The organism is Prevotella lacticifex (genome assembly GCF_019973375.1).
Lineage (GTDB): Bacteria > Bacteroidota > Bacteroidia > Bacteroidales > Bacteroidaceae > Prevotella > Prevotella lacticifex.
In genome coordinates, this window is the sequence record NZ_BPTV01000001.1 from 1,651,122 (window position 1) to 1,670,360 (window position 19,239).

Genomic DNA, 19,239 nt, shown 5'->3' on the forward strand with positions numbered 1-19,239 from the left:
GCAATTCATTCCACCTCGATGAATACCGGCTCGCCCTCGTCGCGGTGACTGATAATCTGCATCAGACGGTAGAGGGTGCGGTGGCTGTCGGTGACACGGCCCACCTCGGTGTTGCGGCCTACGAGGATGCAGCCTTTCGTGTCGGCGGAGGTGTTGCCGCTATGGATGCGGATGCCGGAGTATTTGGGCACGCCGACGAGCAGGGGAAGCCAGCGCTTGAACCGTGGGCTCATGGTCACGACCACGGGGTAGCGCCCTTCGGGGATGGCGGTCTTGCCCTTGGTCTTGCGGCCGCCGTGGTGGAAGTCAATCCAATGGGGCTCAAGGGTGTCGCAGAAGTACTTCCACGGTGATAACTTGCCGCTCTCAAGGCGGCGGGTATAGAGGCGACCGATGGTGTAGGTCGGACGCTTCGCAATGCGTTTCAATTGAAGTTCTATCATGATTATAGAATACCCTCAAAAGACCCTCCCGGCCTCCCTAAAAGGGAGGAGAGAGCCCTACCAGGAGAGCGGGTATAAGGGTGTGGTTTTTTTAATGGTTAAACAATTGAATGGTTTTGATGGGTATCGCGGTCCTCTCCCTTTTAGGGAGAGTTAGAGAGGGTCCGGAGAGTTAGAGAGGGGTCTTCCGATACCTATAAATGTAGCGGTGTAGCGGTGTAGCAGTGTAGCGCTAAAGTTTCTTGTATTTCATGCCCTTGTCACCCTTATGCCTTGGCAATGCGTCTATCCATCCGGCTTCCTTCCACCGGCAAATGATGGTGCGGGCTGTGGATTCGGAGATGTCGTTTTTCAGCGCGAGGATGTCGTGTGAGGTGAACGTGTCGGCCAAGCGGTCGAAGACGGCGCGGTTCTTGCTCTTGCGGGTGTTGTCGCTGTCGGCGGCATACTGCTTGCGGAGGACGTCGCCGAAGAGGCGGCACTGCTCCTGAAGGACATATTCGGCCATCATCAGGGCGAAGTCGATGACGTGCTTCGTCTCTTTTTCACCAGAGAGCAGACAGGCCACTACGCCACAGCGCATGCCGATGACGGCGGCACGGCGGCGGTAGGTGTCCATCACGCGGTCGATGCGCTCCATGGCCTGCTGACGCTTGTTCTCGACCCACTGGGCGATGGCCTTGCGCAGCCGTGGGGTATCGACAAAGCCATGCTTGGCGCGCAGGGTGTTCACGGCGCTGAGGATGGCCTGAGCGTCACGGTCTTTCCTGTCTTGAAAGGTGGGCATCGGGGCAAAAGCCGAGTCGGGCATCTCGGCTACGATGACTCGCGAAGAAAGACCGTTCTCGATGTTCTCACCCTTGAAGCACTTGCCAAGGGCTCCGTATGTTCCGAGGATGGTCCAGTTGTAGCCCACATTGACCATTCCGCTCTCGGCCTGGTCGGAGTTGTAGTCCTGACCCCATTCATCGTGGTCGAAGGCCAGACGGTAGATGTCATACTTACTTGACCACGAGCCCGCGCCGTTGGTCTTGCGCAGTGTGTCGAGCTCTGAACAGAACGAGTAGAGGGTGTGGCCTTGGGCGTTCTTGAGCCTTTTGAGGAGCGTTGAGCAGGATATGGTGATGGGCACATCCCTTATCAGCACCTCCGGTTCGGGGTCGAGTTTCTCGTTGGCACGGCGGTTCTTGCGTTTCTTCTTCCACTCGTCCTCCTTGCGTCGTCCCTGCTCGTCGTCCTCGTCCATGGGTCCGCGCCACAGGTCGATGATGTCCTTGCAGACACTCTTGCCCGAGGCCTGCTCACCGACGACGATACTCATCAGCCCCAAGCGCTGCTCACGGCCGTCGCAATATCGGAAGGTGACATCGTCGGCATAGGCGGCAGCCATCGGGAGCAAGGCACAGAGCGCCGGCATCCGCATCTTCTCCGGCACTCCCGTGAGACTCTGCTTCAAACCGGGGATGGGAGGAATGGCGTTCTCGGCATTAGTGGGATTGGCGGGCGCGGTGTCGACGGTCTCCTCCGGTTCCTCCTCCTTCTCAGCCCGATTCTTCGAGAGTTGGGCTATCTGTTCGGCCCTTGCGTTGATGCGCTGCACGGTGGCCGACATGATCTTCGAGTCGTCGTGATATTTGGCGTAGAAGTCGTGGATGAGCTGGCGGCAGTCGGACTCTTTATAGAATTCAGGCATCCGTTGCTCCACCACCGCCATGGCCTCAGCCTCTGACAAGAGCCGCGCGGCACCGACACTGAGGATGGCAAGCAGTGAGTTGTGGCGGGAGCCGCGAGCGTTGATGTCCACGTCTTTCAGTCCCGCCTGTTCACGGCAGAGGTCGAAGACGAAGAGCGGCTTGGCAGGCACGGGGGCTGTTGTGTCTATAGTTTCTATAGGCTCTATAGTTTCTATAGCTTCTATAGCTTCTATAGGCTCTATAGATTCTATAGGCTCTATAGCCCCGAACAGCTTCTCCTCATCGAGAAAGAGCACATATTCTTCTGGCACTGCAAACGAGCAGCGCGCCAGGTCCTTGCAAGCCTCATCGAAAGTCTCTAAGCCAATCTGCTTCGAGAGCCATTGCTGCGCCTCCACGAGTCCCTTGCCCTGCGGAATAATGAACACTAAGCGAAGGCCCTCGCCGCTGGGTGTCTTATGAGCAAGGACGATGCCTAACTCTTTGGCTCGATCCTTGACTTTCTCATTGAAAAAGACTTCGGGCGAACCCTTGATGTGGTCGATGTCAAGTATCGACAGTCCCGAGGCTATAGCCTCAGCATTGAGTCGCCGCCCGTTCTTGAAATGTGCGTGAAAACAGAAGGCAGGGAGCCGCTTCTTCAACTCGGTCTTCTTTGTCTCGAAGTTTTCGCGGCTCATCTCGCCCCGCAGCATCTGTTCATGGCAGTCGGCAATCTCGGCGCAGGTCTGGCCGACGATCGTCGAGCGCATCACAGTATGAAAAATATCTGTGGTGCATGGCACCGTATGGTGCGAACGAATATTTGAGATGTAATCAAACATATTTTTATTGTTTTTAATGTAGGGGCGTGGTTTATCCCCGCCCTAACCCCCGAATGGCAACCAATCATGGCGTTTCCATTTGTTTCTTGGGGTGGGATGGGGATGCCCCCCGCCCTACGTTCTTGGGGTGAGGGCGGGGATGAACCCCGCCCCTTCGCTTTATTCCTCCATATTCTGTTCCACGAAGCTTGCGGCATCGTCCACCTCGTCGTAGATGATCTCCGCAGGGTCGGTGGTTTCCTCGCGTGGAATGCTCATGTAGAGCCGGATGCGCTTGCTGTTGACCGTGGTCGTGGAGTGCTTCGTCTTGAACTGCCGCTTGGGCAGCTGCTCAGATTCGTTGCTCTCACTGTAGGCCCGGAAGCTGAACTCCTCGGGCGAGTTTTGACAGATGGTGCCACGCACACGCTTCGGTGTGGCAAGGATGCGACGGTAGTCGTCATCGGATAATATCAGATTAATCTTCATTGTCAGTCTTTTTTTCAATCATCGGAATAATACCTATTTTCTTAAGAATGTCGTAGAGAAAGAGCCGGCCGCGCTGCGTCCATCGTGTGTACATCTTGCAGCCGTCGGTGCCGTCGTTGTGGCGGTAGTTGAATGTGTAGCTCTGCACCAGTCCCCGGTCCTTGTAGGCCGCATAGAGCACCCACTGTCCGCCGACGCTGTACTGTATGCCGGCGCGGTTGAGGATGCGGTTGAAGGCCACTGCCGACATACCGTAGTCCTGTGCCACCTGCGAGACGCTCACCGTCTCGGGGCAGGCGAGAATCAGGGCGGTGTAATCGGCCAAAGGCTGCAACTTCCTCACCCGCTGCTCAGCCTCGCGTCGCATGTTCTGCTCCTGTTGGAGATTCTTCAGCAGTGCGATGCCGAACTCCGGTGATGCGATGATCTTCTCTATTGTTGGTGCCGTGGCATAAGCCCCGTGGCGGCGGATGGAGGGCAGCACCTCGGCGGTGACCCAACGCTTGAAGACCTTCGCCTGCGGGAGCTTCGAGGAGAGGACAAGGGAGTAGAGACCCGACTCGTTGATGATGGTAACATCCTGCTCTCCACCGGGGGTCGGTATTTTACCGACCCCTTTGTCTTCGGCATCTACATGTGCTGCAACAGCATCAGCGGTTCTTGAATATCCAAGTGCCATTGCCACGTCCTTTCCCACGAACCACGGTTCCCCGTCTTTTTCTATTGCCCGGATATCCCCGAACATCTCGTGATGAAAGTTTATCAACTCGTTGTTCATCGCTTATCAATTTTTATGATTCGTACATTGTTATACCATCTTCCGTCCTTCTCGTGTGCGAAGAAGCTCAGTCCAGCCTCCACGATGTCGCCTTCCTTGAAGTCGGGGTTCTCGGCCCAGTCACCTCGCAGGGTGGCCACGATGAGGTCGGGATACATTACTTCATCTGTCGATTCGAGCACGACCTCGCGGCTCTTCCACTCCTGTCCCGTGCGCTCCGAAGTGCCCTGACGAAGGGCAAGGAGCTTAAATACTTTGTATTCTCTCATATAAATTAAAATTTTAAATTAATAAAACAAAGAAAAGAGAAGGTGGCCACCTCCAAATTTTGTACTCCCCCGGAACGGCTATTGCCATAACGAAAAGCACCGCAACCAGCAGCTAACTGATTACGGTGCAAAGATAGAGTAAAAAGAAACCATGTCCGCCGAGTTGGTGAACATGGTCAAATGTTGGTAAGATTTAAGACCTTACTTTAGAACTTCTAATCGACTGGGAAAAAAGCAGATATGGATTCGATGACAGCCTTGTCCCTCAGTAATTCGCTTGATGAAGGTTGGTAATTGCCGTCCTTTCTCACTTTCTGCTCGTTGGGCCCGCCATGCTCTTGGATGAACCTTCCGAAAGCCGAGGCCGACATCTCGTCGAGGCTCATGTTTCTGCGCAGATACAGATAGACGTGGCTCCAGTGGATGGTCCTTGTTTGCTCCATGTGCTGCGCCAGTCGCCTTAAAGCGTTGCTGAATGCGGTAGAATCAAAATAATCTCCGTCATTGTTTTGTTCCTGTTCTTTTGAGGGCTGCCGGTAGTTGTTCACCGTCATGTAGCCGTCTCCCATGCATAGCTGCGAAATATTGCCGTTGATCTGTATGGCGCTCAGTGCACGAAGCATTTCTTCCTGGGTCATAATCATCAGTTTATTGGTTGTTTGTAAGAAATCCGTTACCCAAAGCCACTTGATTGACTCCTCCGTCCACTTTCAACGTTGGGGCGCATGCATGGGCATTCAGGGAATATTTGTCGTGCTCGATGCTGTTTAGGATAGCAGTCAGCGTTTGCTGGGGGATGATACAAGTGCATTTGTCCCGCATGTAGGTAAGACAGTAATACAAGGCCTCCTTTTTCTCCGTCGGCATCGTGTCGAGGGACCGTACCACTTTGGAGAAGTTGTCCAATGGGATAAAATCCTTGGGAATGTCAGACCATTTGAAAAGTTTCAGTTCCTCACCATTTATGACGGGATAGGCCATGAGCGAGGTATTGAACCCCGGCAGAAGTCCCACGACATGTAGAAAGATTTGTGTGTCGTGGTGCAGTTTCATCAGGAAGTGCGCCTTCCGTGTTTCTTGGCTGCTGATATATCCTATCAGACGCATGCCGTCCTGACAGTCAAGAACCTTCACGGCAAGCGGGTCGTACTTGTTCTGAGGCTCTGCCATGAGCATCATCTGATGTCCAGGCGCTTCCTTAAGATAGTCGTCGAGCTTTTCAGGGGCCGTGTGGTGCCGGGTCCCCACAATGGTGAGAAGCATTCCGATAGATTTGGGTTGGTATGGTTGCGAGGCTGTATATCCTTCCATGACAGCTGATTTTCTATTTGGTTCTTATTTTTGCGTTAATGGAATCACCTTGCGGGGCGGCGGCAGGTGAGCGTCAAGGCTGTTCGTCCACGTTCTATCCCCGAGCAATGAATTCCTTATGCAAATATACATGTTTTTTATCAAACTGACAACAAATATAAAGAAAAAAATAGATATTTTGTACGGTTCTTTCATTTAAATTTTGACTGACATGGCATGATTATTGCTCAGCTCTCGTTTCTCCGCATAAATTCTATTTACGATAAAGGTCTGATAGCCAATAGGTAAAGTATCCCCTACCCAAGCCGGATGTAGCTTAGGAGTTATTATATATCCCTCAAAATTAACGACATCTACAGACTAAGAAGAGAAATAGCATAGGCCAAGCTGTTCTTGGCGTAAGATGCAATGGCTGAGAACTTGACTTTCAAGAGTTCTTTTCTCTTTCTGATTGCCTCTGGCAGGTGTTTTTTTGAGGCTATGGTGTAGATGATATAAACAAGTTTCTGGATCGAGTCCAAGTTTCTGGCAGACTTTGTTTCTTTTCTCTTTGTGCTGTCCTGGCTCATTCTTGCATCCAGCGTCCAATGCAGATTGTTCTCGATTCCCCAATGCATGCGACTGATTCGGTCTAACGTCTGTGCCCCTTCTTCCAAACTGGTTATATAGTACCTCGTCTGGTTTTGTTCCGTTCCGCTATTCTTTTCAATCGTATGTGTGTCTATTGTAACCACAGCCTTGACATTGAGGAATTTTTCAAGTGCCTTGATGCCTGATATGTCTGAATACACACGGCAGCGGCGTTGGTACAGCCTTCCGTGGGCAAGTTCCCACTCCGACTTCCATTCGTCGTTAGGACGCAGCGTAGGCACTGTGTCCTCTACCGACCATCTTGCTGCTTTCTGGTTGGCTTTCAGCGCAATAAGATAGTCAGCTCCCTTCCCGACGATGCCTTTGATGATAGAACTTTGGCACGACATGGCATCCGCAGTTATAACACATCCATTCATGTAGTCAGCCCGCTCAATGATTTTTGGCGTTGCCTTTATCTCATTGCTTTTCACCTCACACATTTCAGTGTCAAGCGGCAACCGATCGGTTACGCTGAAAGCGGTCACAACATCAGGAGAACGTCCGTCGCCAATTTTCGTACCCAGCATGAACTTGCCGTCAATTGCAATGTGCCGTCTGTTTGCTCCATCATGCTCCGACACGTATTTTCGTGATAATGTCGAAACCAAAGAGGCCAAAGTAATGTCGTCGATTCCACCTTCCATCCTGCAAAGTGTGGGCTCGGACGGACATCCCTTAGCAAGAATGCCGAGGTGGTCTTGCAAGTAGCTCAAATGGATCGTTCCAAAGGCCACAATGTCCTTGCGAGTCTCGCAGCCGCATGCCCTGGCCAAAATAACCAGCAGAAGCATGTCGGACAACTTGTGTTTACAGTTGCCTTTGTTCATCCTACGATAATCTGGTACTGAGTGGATAAAATTTAACAAATCTCGGCTCAGCAAATGCGGTTTTTCAACCGCCAAACTCTTAATCCCTTATAGGGAAGAAAAAGTTGCATCCGAGATGATAAAAGTGCGTAATTGTTTGGTTATTAGCTAATTATTTTGTATCTTTGCAGTGTAAAAAGAAGAGGGGGCACAAAGTGCACTAATCGCACAAATACCATAAACCCCCTCTTCAAAAATAAAAATATATGACAAAAGGTATTAAGAGCCTGGCGGTTGAGAAACCGCCTTCGGGCGTTTGTGCCTATCGTCACATTCATTTAAACGGATTACATTGTGACATATTGTCTTCTATGTCGGCTTAAATGAAAGAGCCCTTGATATTTTGTTGATATTTGATGTTCAAGGCAAAAAATCTTTGCTCGCAAAGGAACAAAGAGAAAATATCAAAAACGCCGATTGCTTTTGAATGTTTACAAATGCGCGAAGATGTTAAGATATCGCTTATTATTTGGCAAGGCAAGAAAAACGTAGTACATTCGCGGATGTTATTGACAATTAATCATTAATAAAAATGGAAGAAATAAACAAGAGAATCTATTATCTGCATTCACAGATAGACCTTCTGCTGAAATGGTCAACCACTCTGAATGATGAACAAAAAAATGCGAGCCGACAACTTTTCAAAGATATATGGCTCTTCGACATTGAGTTGGTTCAATATCTCGATGGCAAAGAACTGCCAGAATGGACGTGATCAGGCAAGGAAAACATGCTCTTGGTGATAGGATAAATATTTCCCATGCTGGGATGAAATCTGATGGAGACGGATGGAGGGAGAGAGTTTCAATTCGTCTCTATCTTTACGAGAAAGGAACGGGGAAATAAGGATGTTCCCAGTAATAGTAAAGGAAATATAGCCAGAATCAAACAACTTGTCATAGTCGGGAGTAAGCAATAAGCCATTATATACATCTATACGTTCTTCATTATCAGAATTGCACCATGGTTTAATATGTGATGCAATAAGAAACCATGGTATATCGCACTGAGTGATGGAGCACCCATGCCAATACTCGAAAAGTTTCTTTCGGAAAAGTCCCTGCCCGATACGGGCTTTTGCTAAAACAGCTTTCTCTGTGGTAGATAGGACAGTAGATTGCTCCACTTTCCTCAGTTCTTCTTTTTCCCGATTGGAAATAGATTGATAATAATCAGATTGAACAAAAGCCAAAAATTTCATTAATCCCGAATGTAAATCAGACATTGCATGCGGGGTATTATATTTGTCTCGATTTGAACTAATTGTTTTTTCCCGCTTCATGATTTCGTCCACTTTTTCCTTTGTAATCTGATCGTCAAGCGTATATAGTCTAGATAAAAATCGCATACGCGAGATGTAGTCACCACTGGTTTTGGGGGCAAGGTTGCCACCTTCACTATCTCGAAGGTAGTGATAAAAGTCAGCCTGTAAATCTTCAAAACTACGTCCAGTTGTAATATCGATATTCATCATGTTGCGTATAATAGGCGAAGAAGTATATTAAAAAAGAGCAGCTTGCTGGGGGAGAAAACAGCACCAACTTTTATGCAGGAACAGCCAATTTCATTTCTTCAGCGAGTCCGTCAACCATCATCTGTAAAGTCGTTACGCCTTGAATCTCATTATTGTCAACACAATCAGAAAAAGCTTTTAGAAGTTCAAAATAGAAGTTTTCATCCCCCGTTACATGCGTCCAGAACTCCTTGCCGCAATACACGGGATAAGTTTTGTCGATATTCTTGTAGTTGCCCGACAATTCTGAGGGCTCACCGTAGAGCACACCCACGATGAGATCATTGATCTGCAAGGGCAGCCGGTCGAGGCGCGCCTTGGACTGCAGATGGCCGAAATGCCCCATGATGGTGGCAACGTCGTCGGCGTTGATAGTTTGTGGTCCCGCCTTACACTGGCAGTATTTCGTCCGCCCGTCGATGGCGTCGGTGAACTCAATGTCGATGCCGTCGATACCCGATGCCTTGCCGGCAACCTCTGCCAGTGATGAGATGAACACCTGCAGGTTCTGACCGAAACTGGTGTTGATGCTCGTGCCGAGGATGCGCGGATAAATCAGAGCCTTGGCAAGAGACAGCGAACTCGTGTCGCCACAGAGGAACGAGGCCAAGTAGTTCACAAGGAACGGATTGACTTTGAAACTCTTCAGTTGGAGCTTCTCGACATTCTTCAAGTGAGCCGGAATAATGATGCTGCGGAAATACTCCTTTCCTTTCTCTATGATAACTTTTTTCTGATTTTCTTCCATATTGGATGATGCTTTCTTTCGACCTGCAAATATACAACCTTTTTCCGAACTCACCAACTCCCCGCCCTTTTTCTTTCCTTCCTCATCCGCTACACTGCTACACCGCTACACCGCTACATTTATAGCTATCGCATGTCGGAAACAACGTTTTTGTAAAATAATTAGATATTTCACGCAGATAATATAAAACACTAATAATTAATATATTAAATAATAATATAATATATAATAATATAATATATTTTTACTCTATAGTCTCATTTCTTGTGTTTTTCTCGTTGCATGTCTGTATCGGCCTTATGTAGCGGTGTAGCGGTGTAGCAGTGTAGCGCATGAGGTAATGAGCAATTAGCAGTGAGCAATGAGCAGTGAGCAATGAGCATAGAGCAGCCACGTCCTGCCAATAGCGGACAAGAAACAAAGCAAATGCCCCGCAGCTGCGATGGGTGGGGATAAACCGAAGCTGCTGAAAAAGTCCGGCAACTCTCCCAATTTGTGTGCTCTATGTTATATTTATGCAATTATGGCCTCAAAATAATCCCTGAAAAATTTGGCTATGTGACTGAAAATTAGTATCTTTACAACGTATTAAGATGACTTGAATATGCTGTCACGACAAACCAAACTCCAATTGAGTTCTTATAGCACAATTTACGATGTTGTTGTGCCAAAAACTCATAAGCTCAGAATTCTGAAAGATAAAATTGACTTCAATTTTGTCCGTGAAGAGGTGGAAAAGAAATACAATGTCAAAATGGGGCGGGCTGCTGAAGACCCTGTCAGAATGTTCAAATATTTGTTCCTGAAATGCCTGTACGGCATGTCGGACAGAGGTTTGATAGAACGTTGTATGTCTGACATGGCATTCAAATATTTCCTTGACCTCGCTCCTGAAGATCCTGTAATAGACCCCAGCCTGCTGAGTGTCTTCCGTCGCCAGCGTCTGGCCGACTCGAATCTGCTTGATTTCCTGATTACCAAGAGTGTTGCGCTGGCTGTTGACCTTGGTGTAATAAAATCCCGCACCCTGATTGTGGACGCCACGCACACGTGCTCGACCTACAATCCATTTGCGCCCGTCGAGATTCTCCAGCTTCGAAGCAGGAAGCTCAGAGCAAGCATATATGACAACACTAAAGAGCCTGACACATACCGGAAAATGTTTCCGGAGAAGCCGTCGGGCAAGAATCTTGAGGCTGAAATGGCGTACAGCCGCGAACTTATATCCATTATTCGGGAAAAGAAAATCATGAGCGACATACCCATTGTCGTAGAGAACGTTAATCTTCTTGAGGAGACGATAGAGGACATCGAGGACCACTTTACGACATCGGTAAAGGATAATGATGCCCGTGTCGGTCATAAATCAGAAGATTCTTTCTTCGGCTACAAGACTGAAATTATGACTACCCCGGAGTTGATAATCACGGCGGCCAATATAACTACCGGTGAGAAGGCTGATGGAAAAGAGCTGCGCACCCTTGTGCAAAAGAGCAAGAACAATCTGGGCGCAACCGAAGAAGACAAGAAGGTGGATGACGTGCTCGGCGACGGGGCCTATGGAGGAGACAACAATCTGAAACTTGCCAAGGAAGAGAAATTCACCCTTTATGCAAGGCCGAATCCTATGCTGTACAAAAGCAATGAGAATAAGGATGACGGTTTTGAACTCAACAAGGACGCTGGAATGTACACTTGTCCTGCCGGGCATTTAGCAGTGGGCAAGTCAATAATCAGATATAAGAAAAAAGGTAAGGGCAATGACAGACTACAGTTTAGATTTGACCCCGATAAGTGCGAATGCTGCAAGCTCAAAGACAAATGCCTCAAGCAAGGCTCAAAGACGCGATACTACTCCATTCCGATAAAGACCCCAGAACAGGAAGAGCAAATGAAGTTCTGCAAGACCCCGGAATTTAGAGAACGAATAAAGGAGCGATTTAAGGTAGAACAAGTAAACGCGATACTAAAGAACGTATACGGCTATCGCAAGACTCTATCATATGGCATCTATAGTATGAAAATACAGGGTGCCATGACCATCTTTGCGTATAATTTAATGCGAATTTTGAAATTAACGCGAAAAAATGGCTAACGGGAGCCATTTTAGTCTTTCTTTCTTATAGACAGCCACAGAGGCTCTATAAGCCCCGTAACACAGTTAATTTTTCATTAGTCGAAAGCCAAAACTTGTACAAAAATGGCATGGCGTCAGGGCTGTATGGGCAGTATGAATATGCAATGCGAATTGAATTTATATAGCACATTTCTGAAAAAGGTACTTTTTCAGCAGCTTCGGATAAACCCCACCCCTACTTGGATGTATGCTGCAAATGTCTTATTATCGGCGGTGCCCCGCAGCTGCGTACCACATTCCCATTATGGGAATCTGCTTATTGACTCGCAAACAATAAATATGCGCTTTTTATACGATAAATATGCGCCTCGCAAACCATAAATTCAGGAAAATGAGGTTTATGGCTTGTTGTTAACAGATTTTAACTGCAATAGAAGCCCCGGATTTGGAAATGGAATAATTGTATAGTATCTTTGCAGTGTAAACAAAAAGAGATCAGAACCGAGCAGCCTCAGCATAGCTCATTGCTAATCGCTCATTGCTCATTGCTAATTCTAATTGCTCATTGCTAATTACTAATTGCTAACTAAAAATATTCCGCCTATGCTACGCTACATGATTTATCAAAACAACAACCCGCGCCTCGCATCCAAAGGCCTTTGGTATGCCCGCGCCGTCGTCAACCAGACCATCAACCTCGCTCAGCTCGCTGAGCACATGGCCAACCACCACACCCCCTACTCGAGCGGTGCCATCCTTGGCGTGCTGACCGATATGGTGAAATGCATCCACGAACTCGTCCTCGAGGGCAACGCCGTGAAGATTCCCGACCTCGCCATCTTCTCCGTGGGCCTCACCTGCGCCGGTGCCCCGAGTGCCGATAAGTTCAGCACCGCCTACATCCAGTCGGCCCATCTCCGTGCCCGCTCCACCGGCAAATTCACCCGCAAGGAGCTCTCCGACGCCGCGAGGCTCCAGGAGGCCGAAGTCTACGACCCCGGCAAGGGCACCGGCAGCTCAGCCGATGACGGTTCAACTGATGAGGGATCGGCCGTCGGCGGTTCTACCCACGGCGGATCCACCTCCGGCTCCGGCAGCTCAACCGGCGGCGGCTCCGGCACAAGCCCTAACGAGGGAGTTTAAGCGAGGGGCGGCTGAGGGGCTAATGATTCTATAGAAGCTATAGAAGCTATAGAAGCTATAGAAAAAAAACCCTCGGCCGCCCACCTCAGAACCACATTGTTTAACTAAAAATCCACGAATCCTATGTCATTAGACAACAAGAAAGACACCTGGAAGATGGTCATCAACATGATTATCTCCATCCTCACCGCCATCGCCACGACCCTCGGTCTGACCAGCTGTATGTGAGAAAGAAAAGCCCCTGCAAGGGACAAAGCACTAACAACGAAAGCCACTGACAATGAAAGCCACCGACCGCTCCTCTACTAACGGCGAAAGCCACTGACAATGAAAGCCACTGACCGCTCCTCTACTAACGGCGAAAGCCACTGACAATGAAAGCCACTGACCGCTCCTCTACTAACGGCGAAAGCCACTGAGGTTGGTCAGTGGCTTTCGGGGTTATGGGGGTGATGAATAAATTATCGGATAATTATGAGATGATTTTTCGGATAATTATGAAATATTTTTTTCGGATAATTATGAGATGATTTTTCGGATAATTATGAGATAATTACAAGATATGCGGGACTGTTACCCGAAGTTGTCGTACATTATCGACTCGGGCTCAACGCCGAGGGAGTCGAGATATTCTGTGACGGTCTTGATGAGCATTGGAGGTCCGCAAAGGTAGTACTCGCAGTCCTCCGGTGCATCGTGGTCCTTGAGATATGTGTCGCGGATGCAGTTGACGGCGAACCCGGCGTAGTACTTCACACCGGCAGCGTCGGCCTTCGGGTCGGGGCGGTCGAGCGACAGATGGAAATGGAAGTTGGGGAATTCCTTCTCCAGTTCCCAGAAGTCCTCGAGGAAGAAGGCCTCTGTAAGGCTTCGTGCTCCATAGAAGAAGTGGAGCTCGCGGTCGCGGCAGTTGAGTGTTTTGGTCATATACATAATCTGCGCGCGCAGCGGTGCCATTCCTGCTCCACCACCAATCCAAATCATCTCCTTGCCCGATGTGAGGTTAGGATGGAAGTCGCCGTAAGGCCCGCTCATCATCACCTTGTCGCCGGGTTTGAGTGAGAAGATGTAGGATGATCCTATTCCTGTGGGCACATCCTGGAATCCCACCTGTGGGCGCGGCTTGAACGGTGTCGACGCGATACGTACGGTGAGCATGATGATGTCGCCCTCATCGGGATAGTTGGCCATGGAGTAGGCTCGAACGGTAGGCTCGGGGTTGTGGGCCTTGAGGGTGAAGAGTCCGAACTTCTTCCATGCTCCGATGTATTCCTCTCCGATGTCGTTCTTGTCGAAGTCCTTGTCGTAGTCGATGGTATCGTAGGCAGGGATGCGTATCTGAGCGTATGATCCCGGCATGAAGTCCATGTGCTCGCCGGGAGGCAGTGCCACCTTGAACTCCTTGATGAAGCTCGATACGTTTTTGTTTGAGATGACGGTGCACTCCCATTCCTTTACGCCGAGGATGCTCTCTGGAATCTTGATTTTGAAGTCGCCCTTGACCTTTGTCTGACATCCGAGCCGCCAGTGGTCCTTTATCTGCTTGCGTGTGAAGTGTGGGCGCTCAGAGTCGAGAATCTCGCCGCCGCCCTCGAGGACCTGCACCTTGCACTGTCCGCAGCTGGCTTTTCCGCCACATGCCGATGGAAGGTAGATACCGTTCTCGTTGAGTGTTGCCATGAGCGATTCGCCCTGGGCCACGTTCAGTTTCTTGTCGCCGTTGATGGTAATGGTGACGTTGCCGCTCGGGGAGAGATACTTCTTACAGATGAGAAGTATGATGACAAGCAGCAGAATAGTAATGAGGAATACCCCTATACTTGCAAATATGAATTGTCCCATATTCTTTTCTTCTGTGTTATGATTTTAAAGTTTGATACCCGAGAAGCACATCATAGCCATGGCCATGAGTCCTACGGTGATGAAGGTGATGCCTAATCCCTGGAGTGGTTTTGGCACATCGCAATACTGCATTTTCTCTCTGACGGCACCCATGGAGACGATGGCGAGTGTCCATCCGAGTCCTGATCCGAAGGCATAGGCGATGGAATCCCATACGGAGCCGATATACTGTGTGCTTGCGGGGTCGAGTCCTATGCGCTGCTGCATGAAGAGCGACGCACCCATGATGGCGCAGTTGACGGCGATAAGGGGCAGGAAGATGCCGAGGGCACCGTAGAGCGATGGAGAATACTTCTCGACAGCCATCTCGACAATCTGTGTTATACCGGCGATGACGGCAATGAAGAGGATGAAACTAAGGTATGAGAGGTCGACACCCTCCATGAGGCAGTTAGGTCCCAACACTTTGGTCTGAAGGAGATAGTCGACGGGGACAGTGATAACGAGGACGAAGGTCACGGCGAGTCCGAGTCCGAGCGATGTCTTGACGTTCTTCGATACGGCAAGGAACGAGCACATGCCGAGGAAGAATGAGAAGATCATGTTGTCGACGAATATCGACCTTATGAAAAGATTTATAATGTGTTCCATATTACTTTTTCAGTTTTTTGCTGTTATTTATCATCCTTGACAAAATAAGCCCGGTGAATCCATATCACGCATCCGAGGAGGATGAGTGCCATTGCCGGCATGGTCATCATTCCGTTGTTCCATCCTGCGTCGCAGACGCTCTTGGGGATTATCTGGAATCCGAGGAGGGATCCACGGCCGAAGAATTCGCGGAAGGCTCCTACGATGACGAGAATCATGGCGTAGCCGAGTCCGTTGCCGATACCGTCGAGGAAGCTCGGCCACGGCTTGTTGGTCATGGCGAAGGCCTCGAGACGTCCCATGAGGATACAGTTGGTGATGATCAGTCCGACGTAGACCGATAGCTGCACGCTGACGTCGTAGGCCACGGCCTTGAGAATCTGGCTGACGATGGTAACGAGAGCTGCCACGACGACGAGCTGCACGATGATTCGGATTCTGTTCGGTATGGTGTTGCGGATGAGCGAGATGATTACGTTTGAGAAGGCTGTGATGATGGTCACGGCCAGTCCCATGACTATTGCCGGCTTCAGCTGTGAGGTGACGGCCAGCGAGGAACAGATACCGAGGACCTGAACCATGATAGGGTTGTTGATGTTCAGCGGCTCGGTAAATACCTTTTTATTCTGTTTTGAAAATAAGCTCATGATTACTTCTGATTAAGGAATTTAACGTATGGCTGGAGTCCGCCCTTGTCAGCCTTCAGCATCTCGGAGACACCGTTCGACGTGAGGGTTGCTCCTGTGACACCGTCAACCTGATTATCGCCCTGCGCGGTGCCATGCTTGACAACGGAGAGGGCAATCTTCTGCGGGTCGGAGGCAAAGAGGTGCTTGCCCTTGAACTGAGCCTGCCACTGCTGGTTGTCCTTGATTTCGGCACCGAGTCCGGCAGTCTCGCTCTCATGATTGAAGTAAGCGCCGAAGACCGTTGCCTTGTCGTCGTTGATGGCTATATATCCGCTGATGGGTCCCCACAGTCCGTTGCCGTAGACGGGTATGACATATTTCACCTTGCCGTCGACGTTGCAGCGGTAGAGGGCCAGCCGTCCTTCCTTGGCATCCTTGCTGTTGAGCTTGAAGCCCGCTTCGGTGCCACCCTGGCTGCCCTTGGTGACTACGTGGCCGTCGGCATCGATAATGTCGTCGGCAACGATGAGCTGCTTATATTTAGCCTTGGCCTCGCTGTCGCTCATCTTTCGGTCCTGATTGAGGGCAAAGAGAATCTGCTTCTGCTGGTCGAGGGCTACGTTGGCATCCTGCGCCGGTTTCAGTGCTTGGAAGACAAAAGCCAGGAGGAATGCCACAATTACTACGAGAATGGTAGAATAAATTATCGTGTATGAATTGCTGTTAGTTTTCATATGCTCTCCTCCTTATTTGTTTTTTAAGCGGTTAGCGCGTTTGCTGATGTTGCGCTCTACGACGCAGTAGTCGATCAGCGGTGCGAACATATTACCCAAGAGTATTGCAAGCATCATTCCCTCAGGATAGCCGGCGTTGAGGACACGCACGATGACGGCCATGGCGCCGATGAGGAATCCGTAAATCCACTTTCCCGTTTCGGTGCGTGCACTCGTCACAGGGTCGGTGGCCATGAATACGGCACCGAAAGCGAATCCACCGAGGGTGAGATAGTCATACCACGGCAGCGACAGAGAGCCGGTGGCATTGAAGATGGCTCCAAGGACACCACCTCCGACGAAGACGCTGAGCATGGTCTTCCAGCTTGCTATTCCGCACCAGAGCAGAATGACGGCTCCGATGGCTATGGCGATGATTGATGTCTCGCCGACGGAACCGGGGATGAGGCCCGTCACCCAGTCGGTATTGAACGGAACAGCGGCTCCCTGTGCCATCTGTCCGAGAGGAGTGGCCGTGGTGAGACCGTCGGGAATCTGACCGACATTGAATCCGAGTCCGCAGATGGACTTCTGCGATACCCACACGCTGATGTCGCCGGTCATCTTGCTCGGATAACTGAAGAAGAGGAACGCGCGCGCCACGAGAGCGGGGTTGAAGATATTCATTCCCGTTCCACCGAAGATTTCCTTGGCGAAGATTACCGAGAAGGCCACTGCCAGAGCGAGCATCCACAGAGGAATCGTCACCGGAAGAATGAGCGGGATGAGTATTCCCGACACGAGATAGCCCTCCTGAATCTCCTCCTTCTTCCATTGTGCCCACGCAAATTCTATTCCGAGGCCCACGATGTAAGACACGAGGATATTTGGCAGCAGCGCGAGGAATCCGTAGAAGAACATTCCCCAGAATGTAGCGTCAGCAAGCTTGCCGGCGTAGACAGCGTTCTGATATCCTATATTGTACATTCCGAAGAGCATCGCCGGCAAAACTGCTATTACCACAATGCTCATGATACGCTTCGAGTCGATGGCATCGTGGATGGACGCACCGCTCTTCGATGTTTCCGAAGGAACGTAGAGGAAAGAGTCGAATCCATCGTAGACACTCTTGAAAGCGTGGAGCTTTCCTCCCTCTTCGAACTTCGGGCGTATCTTATCAAGATAATTTCTAAGACTCATATTTTCTGTATTCTGACTTTCGAGATTTTTTATGCATTTTCCTTTCTCAGTGTGTCGAGACCCTGACGGACAATCTGTTGCAAGGGCAACTTCGAGCTGTCGACGAACTCGGCAAGCGCAAAGTCCTCAGGACTAACCTCATAGATGCCAAGCTGCTCCTGCTTGTCAATGTCGCCGGTGATGATGGCCTTGATGAGGTACTCGCCGTAGATGTCCATTGGCAGCACACGGTCGTACTCACCGCTCATTATCATGTGGCGCTCACCACCCTTAATGCGGGCGTCGAGATCGTACTTCCTGCTGCGGCCGAAGAGCCAGCTGAAATAGCTGTGCGACGTGGAGAAATCCTTGAGCCGCGGCATTATCCAACCAGCAAACTCGTTGACGTCGTCGCCCTCAGGAATGGCCGTAATCTCCGAGGTGTGGGCACCGAGGTAGCCGTCGGCCGTGGTCTTGCAACCAGTGAGCGGATTGCCGTCGAGGAGGCGCACGTGGCGGTCGGTCTTGACATTATCGCCGAGCACCTCGCCGATCTTTGCGCCAACCTTTACGCGGGCGTATCCCGTCTGCTTCATCTCGCTGCCGGCAACGGCAATGGTGCGGGTCATATCGACATTACCGGTGTTGAACAGATGGCCGAAGAAGATGACGGCCGTGGGGTCGACGGTCCACACCACTTCGCCCTTGTTGACGGGGTCGATATTGTTAACCTGAACTCCGACGTTGCCCGCAGGACAAGGACCGTCGAAGACGTTGATGTCGACATCGCGGGCGTTCAATAGAGCGCCGGCCTGCTGATGACGGCCCACACCGAGGTGGACGGGAGCAATGCGCGACAGAGCAGTGAGACCACACTGGAAGTCGGAGGCTGCCGACGGCTCCTTGAGCTCCATCTCGAAGTCGGCCGAGAGGGGCATGTCGCGGAGTGCCGAAACGAAAATTGCCTTAGGCGCAGTATCGGGGGTCGTCGACACGGCATAAGGCAACTGATTGATAAATCCGAATAAACCGCCTTCGAGAAGCACCTTCTTCACTCCTTCGGCATCGAGGGCCGCGGGGTCGCTCTTGCCAAAGTCGTGATACTTCTGCTCAGCGTCGGCGTCAATCTCCACCGCGAGAACCTTGCGGCGGTCGCCACGGACAACGGCTGTGACCGTTCCACTAACAGGTGAGGCAAAACGGACCTCGGGACACTGCTTGTTTACAAACAAAGGATCTCCGGCAAGCACTTTGTCGCCAACCTTGACAACTACTTTCGGGGTGAGACCAACGAAAGAGCCGGGCTGCAAAGCATAATGGCTGACGGTGCCAGCAGAGAACGTCGAATCCTCTGCAGCTCCTTTCAGTCGAATGTCCAAGCCTTTGTGTAACTTGATAACATTTACCATATTTTTGGTCAATTAGTTGATAATAAATCTTACTTGCTAACGAATAGTT

The 19,239-nt window shown here is 50.3% G+C and carries 20 protein-coding genes; 4 read left to right on the forward strand and 16 right to left on the reverse strand.

Going from position 1 to position 19,239, the window contains the following annotated elements; all coding sequences use genetic code 11:
- Window positions 1–5 precede the first annotated feature (5 nt).
- The 8 genes from LDN30_RS06480 to LDN30_RS06515 form a co-directional block, all read right to left on the reverse strand.
- Window positions 6–443, reverse strand: a complete 438-nt coding sequence (locus LDN30_RS06480; protein ID WP_306421508.1) for a DUF5675 family protein — start codon at window positions 441–443, stop codon at window positions 6–8.
- Window positions 444–675: 232 nt separating this feature from the next.
- On the reverse strand, window positions 676–2,889 hold the full coding sequence (locus LDN30_RS06485; RefSeq protein WP_223926941.1) for a BT4734/BF3469 family protein: 2,214 nt from the start codon (window positions 2,887–2,889) through the stop codon (window positions 676–678).
- 231 nt (window positions 2,890–3,120) lie between these two features.
- On the reverse strand, window positions 3,121–3,429 hold the full coding sequence (locus tag LDN30_RS06490) for a hypothetical protein (protein ID WP_223925944.1): 309 nt from the start codon (window positions 3,427–3,429) through the stop codon (window positions 3,121–3,123).
- On the reverse strand, window positions 3,419–4,207 hold the full coding sequence (locus LDN30_RS06495; RefSeq protein ID WP_223929044.1) for a phage antirepressor: 789 nt from the start codon (window positions 4,205–4,207) through the stop codon (window positions 3,419–3,421). The genes LDN30_RS06490 and LDN30_RS06495 overlap by 11 nt, the downstream gene beginning before the upstream one ends.
- Window positions 4,204–4,476, reverse strand: coding sequence for a DUF3127 domain-containing protein (locus LDN30_RS06500; protein WP_223929045.1), 273 nt, complete (start codon window positions 4,474–4,476; stop codon window positions 4,204–4,206). Before LDN30_RS06500 ends, LDN30_RS06495 begins: the two co-directional genes overlap by 4 nt.
- Window positions 4,477–4,691: 215 nt before the next feature.
- Complete coding sequence (locus tag LDN30_RS06505; protein ID WP_223929046.1) at window positions 4,692–5,114, reverse strand: hypothetical protein; 423 nt, start codon at window positions 5,112–5,114, stop codon at window positions 4,692–4,694.
- 10 nt (window positions 5,115–5,124) lie between these two features.
- Window positions 5,125–5,787 (reverse strand): HIRAN domain-containing protein, encoded by a 663-nt coding sequence (locus LDN30_RS06510; RefSeq protein ID WP_223929047.1) that lies wholly within the window; start codon window positions 5,785–5,787, stop codon window positions 5,125–5,127.
- Between the two features lie 353 nt (window positions 5,788–6,140).
- Complete coding sequence (locus LDN30_RS06515; RefSeq protein WP_306421490.1) at window positions 6,141–7,322, reverse strand: ISAs1 family transposase; 1,182 nt, start codon at window positions 7,320–7,322, stop codon at window positions 6,141–6,143.
- Between the two features lie 496 nt (window positions 7,323–7,818).
- Here LDN30_RS06515 and LDN30_RS06520 point away from each other — a divergent pair, with 496 nt between their 5' ends.
- Window positions 7,819–8,001 carry a hypothetical protein gene (locus LDN30_RS06520; protein ID WP_223929048.1) on the forward strand — a complete coding sequence of 61 codons (183 nt, stop codon included), beginning with the start codon at window positions 7,819–7,821 and terminating at the stop codon, window positions 7,999–8,001.
- On the opposite strand, the gene LDN30_RS06525 is transcribed toward LDN30_RS06520, so the two are convergent.
- Together LDN30_RS06525 and LDN30_RS06530 are read right to left on the reverse strand one after the other, a co-directional pair.
- Entirely contained in the window at window positions 8,002–8,760 is a 759-nt protein-coding gene (locus tag LDN30_RS06525) for an HNH endonuclease (protein WP_223929049.1), read from the reverse strand.
- Between the two features lie 70 nt (window positions 8,761–8,830).
- Complete coding sequence (locus tag LDN30_RS06530; RefSeq protein WP_223929050.1) at window positions 8,831–9,547, reverse strand: PmeII family type II restriction endonuclease; 717 nt, start codon at window positions 9,545–9,547, stop codon at window positions 8,831–8,833.
- A gap of 604 nt (window positions 9,548–10,151) precedes the next feature.
- Between LDN30_RS06530 and LDN30_RS06535 the strand changes: the two genes are divergently transcribed.
- The 3 genes from LDN30_RS06535 (at window position 10,152) to LDN30_RS06545 (ending at window position 12,995) form a co-directional block, all read left to right on the forward strand.
- Window positions 10,152–11,642, forward strand: coding sequence for an IS1182 family transposase (locus tag LDN30_RS06535; protein WP_223927435.1), 1,491 nt, complete (start codon window positions 10,152–10,154; stop codon window positions 11,640–11,642).
- A gap of 585 nt (window positions 11,643–12,227) precedes the next feature.
- On the forward strand, window positions 12,228–12,767 hold the full coding sequence (locus LDN30_RS06540; RefSeq protein ID WP_223929051.1) for an HU family DNA-binding protein: 540 nt from the start codon (window positions 12,228–12,230) through the stop codon (window positions 12,765–12,767).
- Window positions 12,768–12,890: 123 nt separating this feature from the next.
- Window positions 12,891–12,995 (forward strand): smalltalk protein, encoded by a 105-nt coding sequence (locus LDN30_RS06545; RefSeq protein ID WP_223925952.1) that lies wholly within the window; start codon window positions 12,891–12,893, stop codon window positions 12,993–12,995.
- A 345-nt stretch (window positions 12,996–13,340) separates the two neighbouring features.
- Here the strand turns inward: LDN30_RS06545 and nqrF are convergent, their stop codons facing one another.
- From nqrF to LDN30_RS06575, 6 genes are read right to left on the reverse strand one after another with little or no spacing between them, the layout of a single operon-like run.
- On the reverse strand, window positions 13,341–14,609 hold the full coding sequence (gene nqrF / locus LDN30_RS06550) for an NADH:ubiquinone reductase (Na(+)-transporting) subunit F (RefSeq protein ID WP_223925953.1): 1,269 nt from the start codon (window positions 14,607–14,609) through the stop codon (window positions 13,341–13,343).
- A 24-nt stretch (window positions 14,610–14,633) separates the two neighbouring features.
- Complete coding sequence (gene nqrE / locus LDN30_RS06555; protein WP_223929052.1) at window positions 14,634–15,260, reverse strand: NADH:ubiquinone reductase (Na(+)-transporting) subunit E; 627 nt, start codon at window positions 15,258–15,260, stop codon at window positions 14,634–14,636.
- A gap of 23 nt (window positions 15,261–15,283) precedes the next feature.
- On the reverse strand, window positions 15,284–15,907 hold the full coding sequence (locus LDN30_RS06560; protein ID WP_223925955.1) for an NADH:ubiquinone reductase (Na(+)-transporting) subunit D: 624 nt from the start codon (window positions 15,905–15,907) through the stop codon (window positions 15,284–15,286).
- Between the two features lie 2 nt (window positions 15,908–15,909).
- Window positions 15,910–16,623, reverse strand: a complete 714-nt coding sequence (gene nqrC / locus LDN30_RS06565) for an NADH:ubiquinone reductase (Na(+)-transporting) subunit C (RefSeq protein ID WP_223925956.1) — start codon at window positions 16,621–16,623, stop codon at window positions 15,910–15,912.
- Between the two features lie 12 nt (window positions 16,624–16,635).
- A complete protein-coding gene (locus tag LDN30_RS06570) occupies window positions 16,636–17,802 on the reverse strand; it encodes an NADH:ubiquinone reductase (Na(+)-transporting) subunit B (RefSeq protein WP_223929053.1) in 1,167 nt (388 codons plus the stop codon).
- A 29-nt stretch (window positions 17,803–17,831) separates the two neighbouring features.
- A complete protein-coding gene (locus tag LDN30_RS06575; protein WP_223929054.1) occupies window positions 17,832–19,190 on the reverse strand; it encodes a Na(+)-translocating NADH-quinone reductase subunit A in 1,359 nt (452 codons plus the stop codon).
- Between the last annotated feature and the right edge of the window lie 49 nt (window positions 19,191–19,239).

What these genes read in the sequence shown, in the direction of transcription:
- LDN30_RS06480 (WP_306421508.1), bottom strand. Translation starts at nt 443, where the DNA reads ATGATAGAACTTCAATTGAAACGCATTGCGAAGCGTCCGACCTACACC.
- LDN30_RS06485 (WP_223926941.1), bottom strand. Translation starts at nt 2,889, where the DNA reads ATGCGCTCGACGATCGTCGGCCAGACCTGCGCCGAGATTGCCGACTGC.
- LDN30_RS06490 (WP_223925944.1), bottom strand. Translation starts at nt 3,429, where the DNA reads ATGAAGATTAATCTGATATTATCCGATGACGACTACCGTCGCATCCTT.
- LDN30_RS06495 (WP_223929044.1), bottom strand. Translation starts at nt 4,207, where the DNA reads ATGAACAACGAGTTGATAAACTTTCATCACGAGATGTTCGGGGATATC.
- LDN30_RS06500 (WP_223929045.1), bottom strand. Translation starts at nt 4,476, where the DNA reads ATGAGAGAATACAAAGTATTTAAGCTCCTTGCCCTTCGTCAGGGCACT.
- LDN30_RS06505 (WP_223929046.1), bottom strand. Translation starts at nt 5,114, where the DNA reads ATGACCCAGGAAGAAATGCTTCGTGCACTGAGCGCCATACAGATCAAC.
- LDN30_RS06510 (WP_223929047.1), bottom strand. Translation starts at nt 5,787, where the DNA reads ATGGAAGGATATACAGCCTCGCAACCATACCAACCCAAATCTATCGGA.
- LDN30_RS06520 (WP_223929048.1), top strand. Translation starts at nt 7,819, where the DNA reads ATGGAAGAAATAAACAAGAGAATCTATTATCTGCATTCACAGATAGAC.
- LDN30_RS06525 (WP_223929049.1), bottom strand. Translation starts at nt 8,760, where the DNA reads ATGATGAATATCGATATTACAACTGGACGTAGTTTTGAAGATTTACAG.
- LDN30_RS06530 (WP_223929050.1), bottom strand. Translation starts at nt 9,547, where the DNA reads ATGGAAGAAAATCAGAAAAAAGTTATCATAGAGAAAGGAAAGGAGTAT.
- LDN30_RS06535 (WP_223927435.1), top strand. Translation starts at nt 10,152, where the DNA reads ATGCTGTCACGACAAACCAAACTCCAATTGAGTTCTTATAGCACAATT.
- LDN30_RS06540 (WP_223929051.1), top strand. Translation starts at nt 12,228, where the DNA reads ATGCTACGCTACATGATTTATCAAAACAACAACCCGCGCCTCGCATCC.
- LDN30_RS06545 (WP_223925952.1), top strand. Translation starts at nt 12,891, where the DNA reads ATGTCATTAGACAACAAGAAAGACACCTGGAAGATGGTCATCAACATG.
- nqrF (WP_223925953.1), bottom strand. Translation starts at nt 14,609, where the DNA reads ATGGGACAATTCATATTTGCAAGTATAGGGGTATTCCTCATTACTATT.
- nqrE (WP_223929052.1), bottom strand. Translation starts at nt 15,260, where the DNA reads ATGGAACACATTATAAATCTTTTCATAAGGTCGATATTCGTCGACAAC.
- LDN30_RS06560 (WP_223925955.1), bottom strand. Translation starts at nt 15,907, where the DNA reads ATGAGCTTATTTTCAAAACAGAATAAAAAGGTATTTACCGAGCCGCTG.
- nqrC (WP_223925956.1), bottom strand. Translation starts at nt 16,623, where the DNA reads ATGAAAACTAACAGCAATTCATACACGATAATTTATTCTACCATTCTC.
- LDN30_RS06570 (WP_223929053.1), bottom strand. Translation starts at nt 17,802, where the DNA reads ATGAGTCTTAGAAATTATCTTGATAAGATACGCCCGAAGTTCGAAGAG.
- LDN30_RS06575 (WP_223929054.1), bottom strand. Translation starts at nt 19,190, where the DNA reads ATGGTAAATGTTATCAAGTTACACAAAGGCTTGGACATTCGACTGAAA.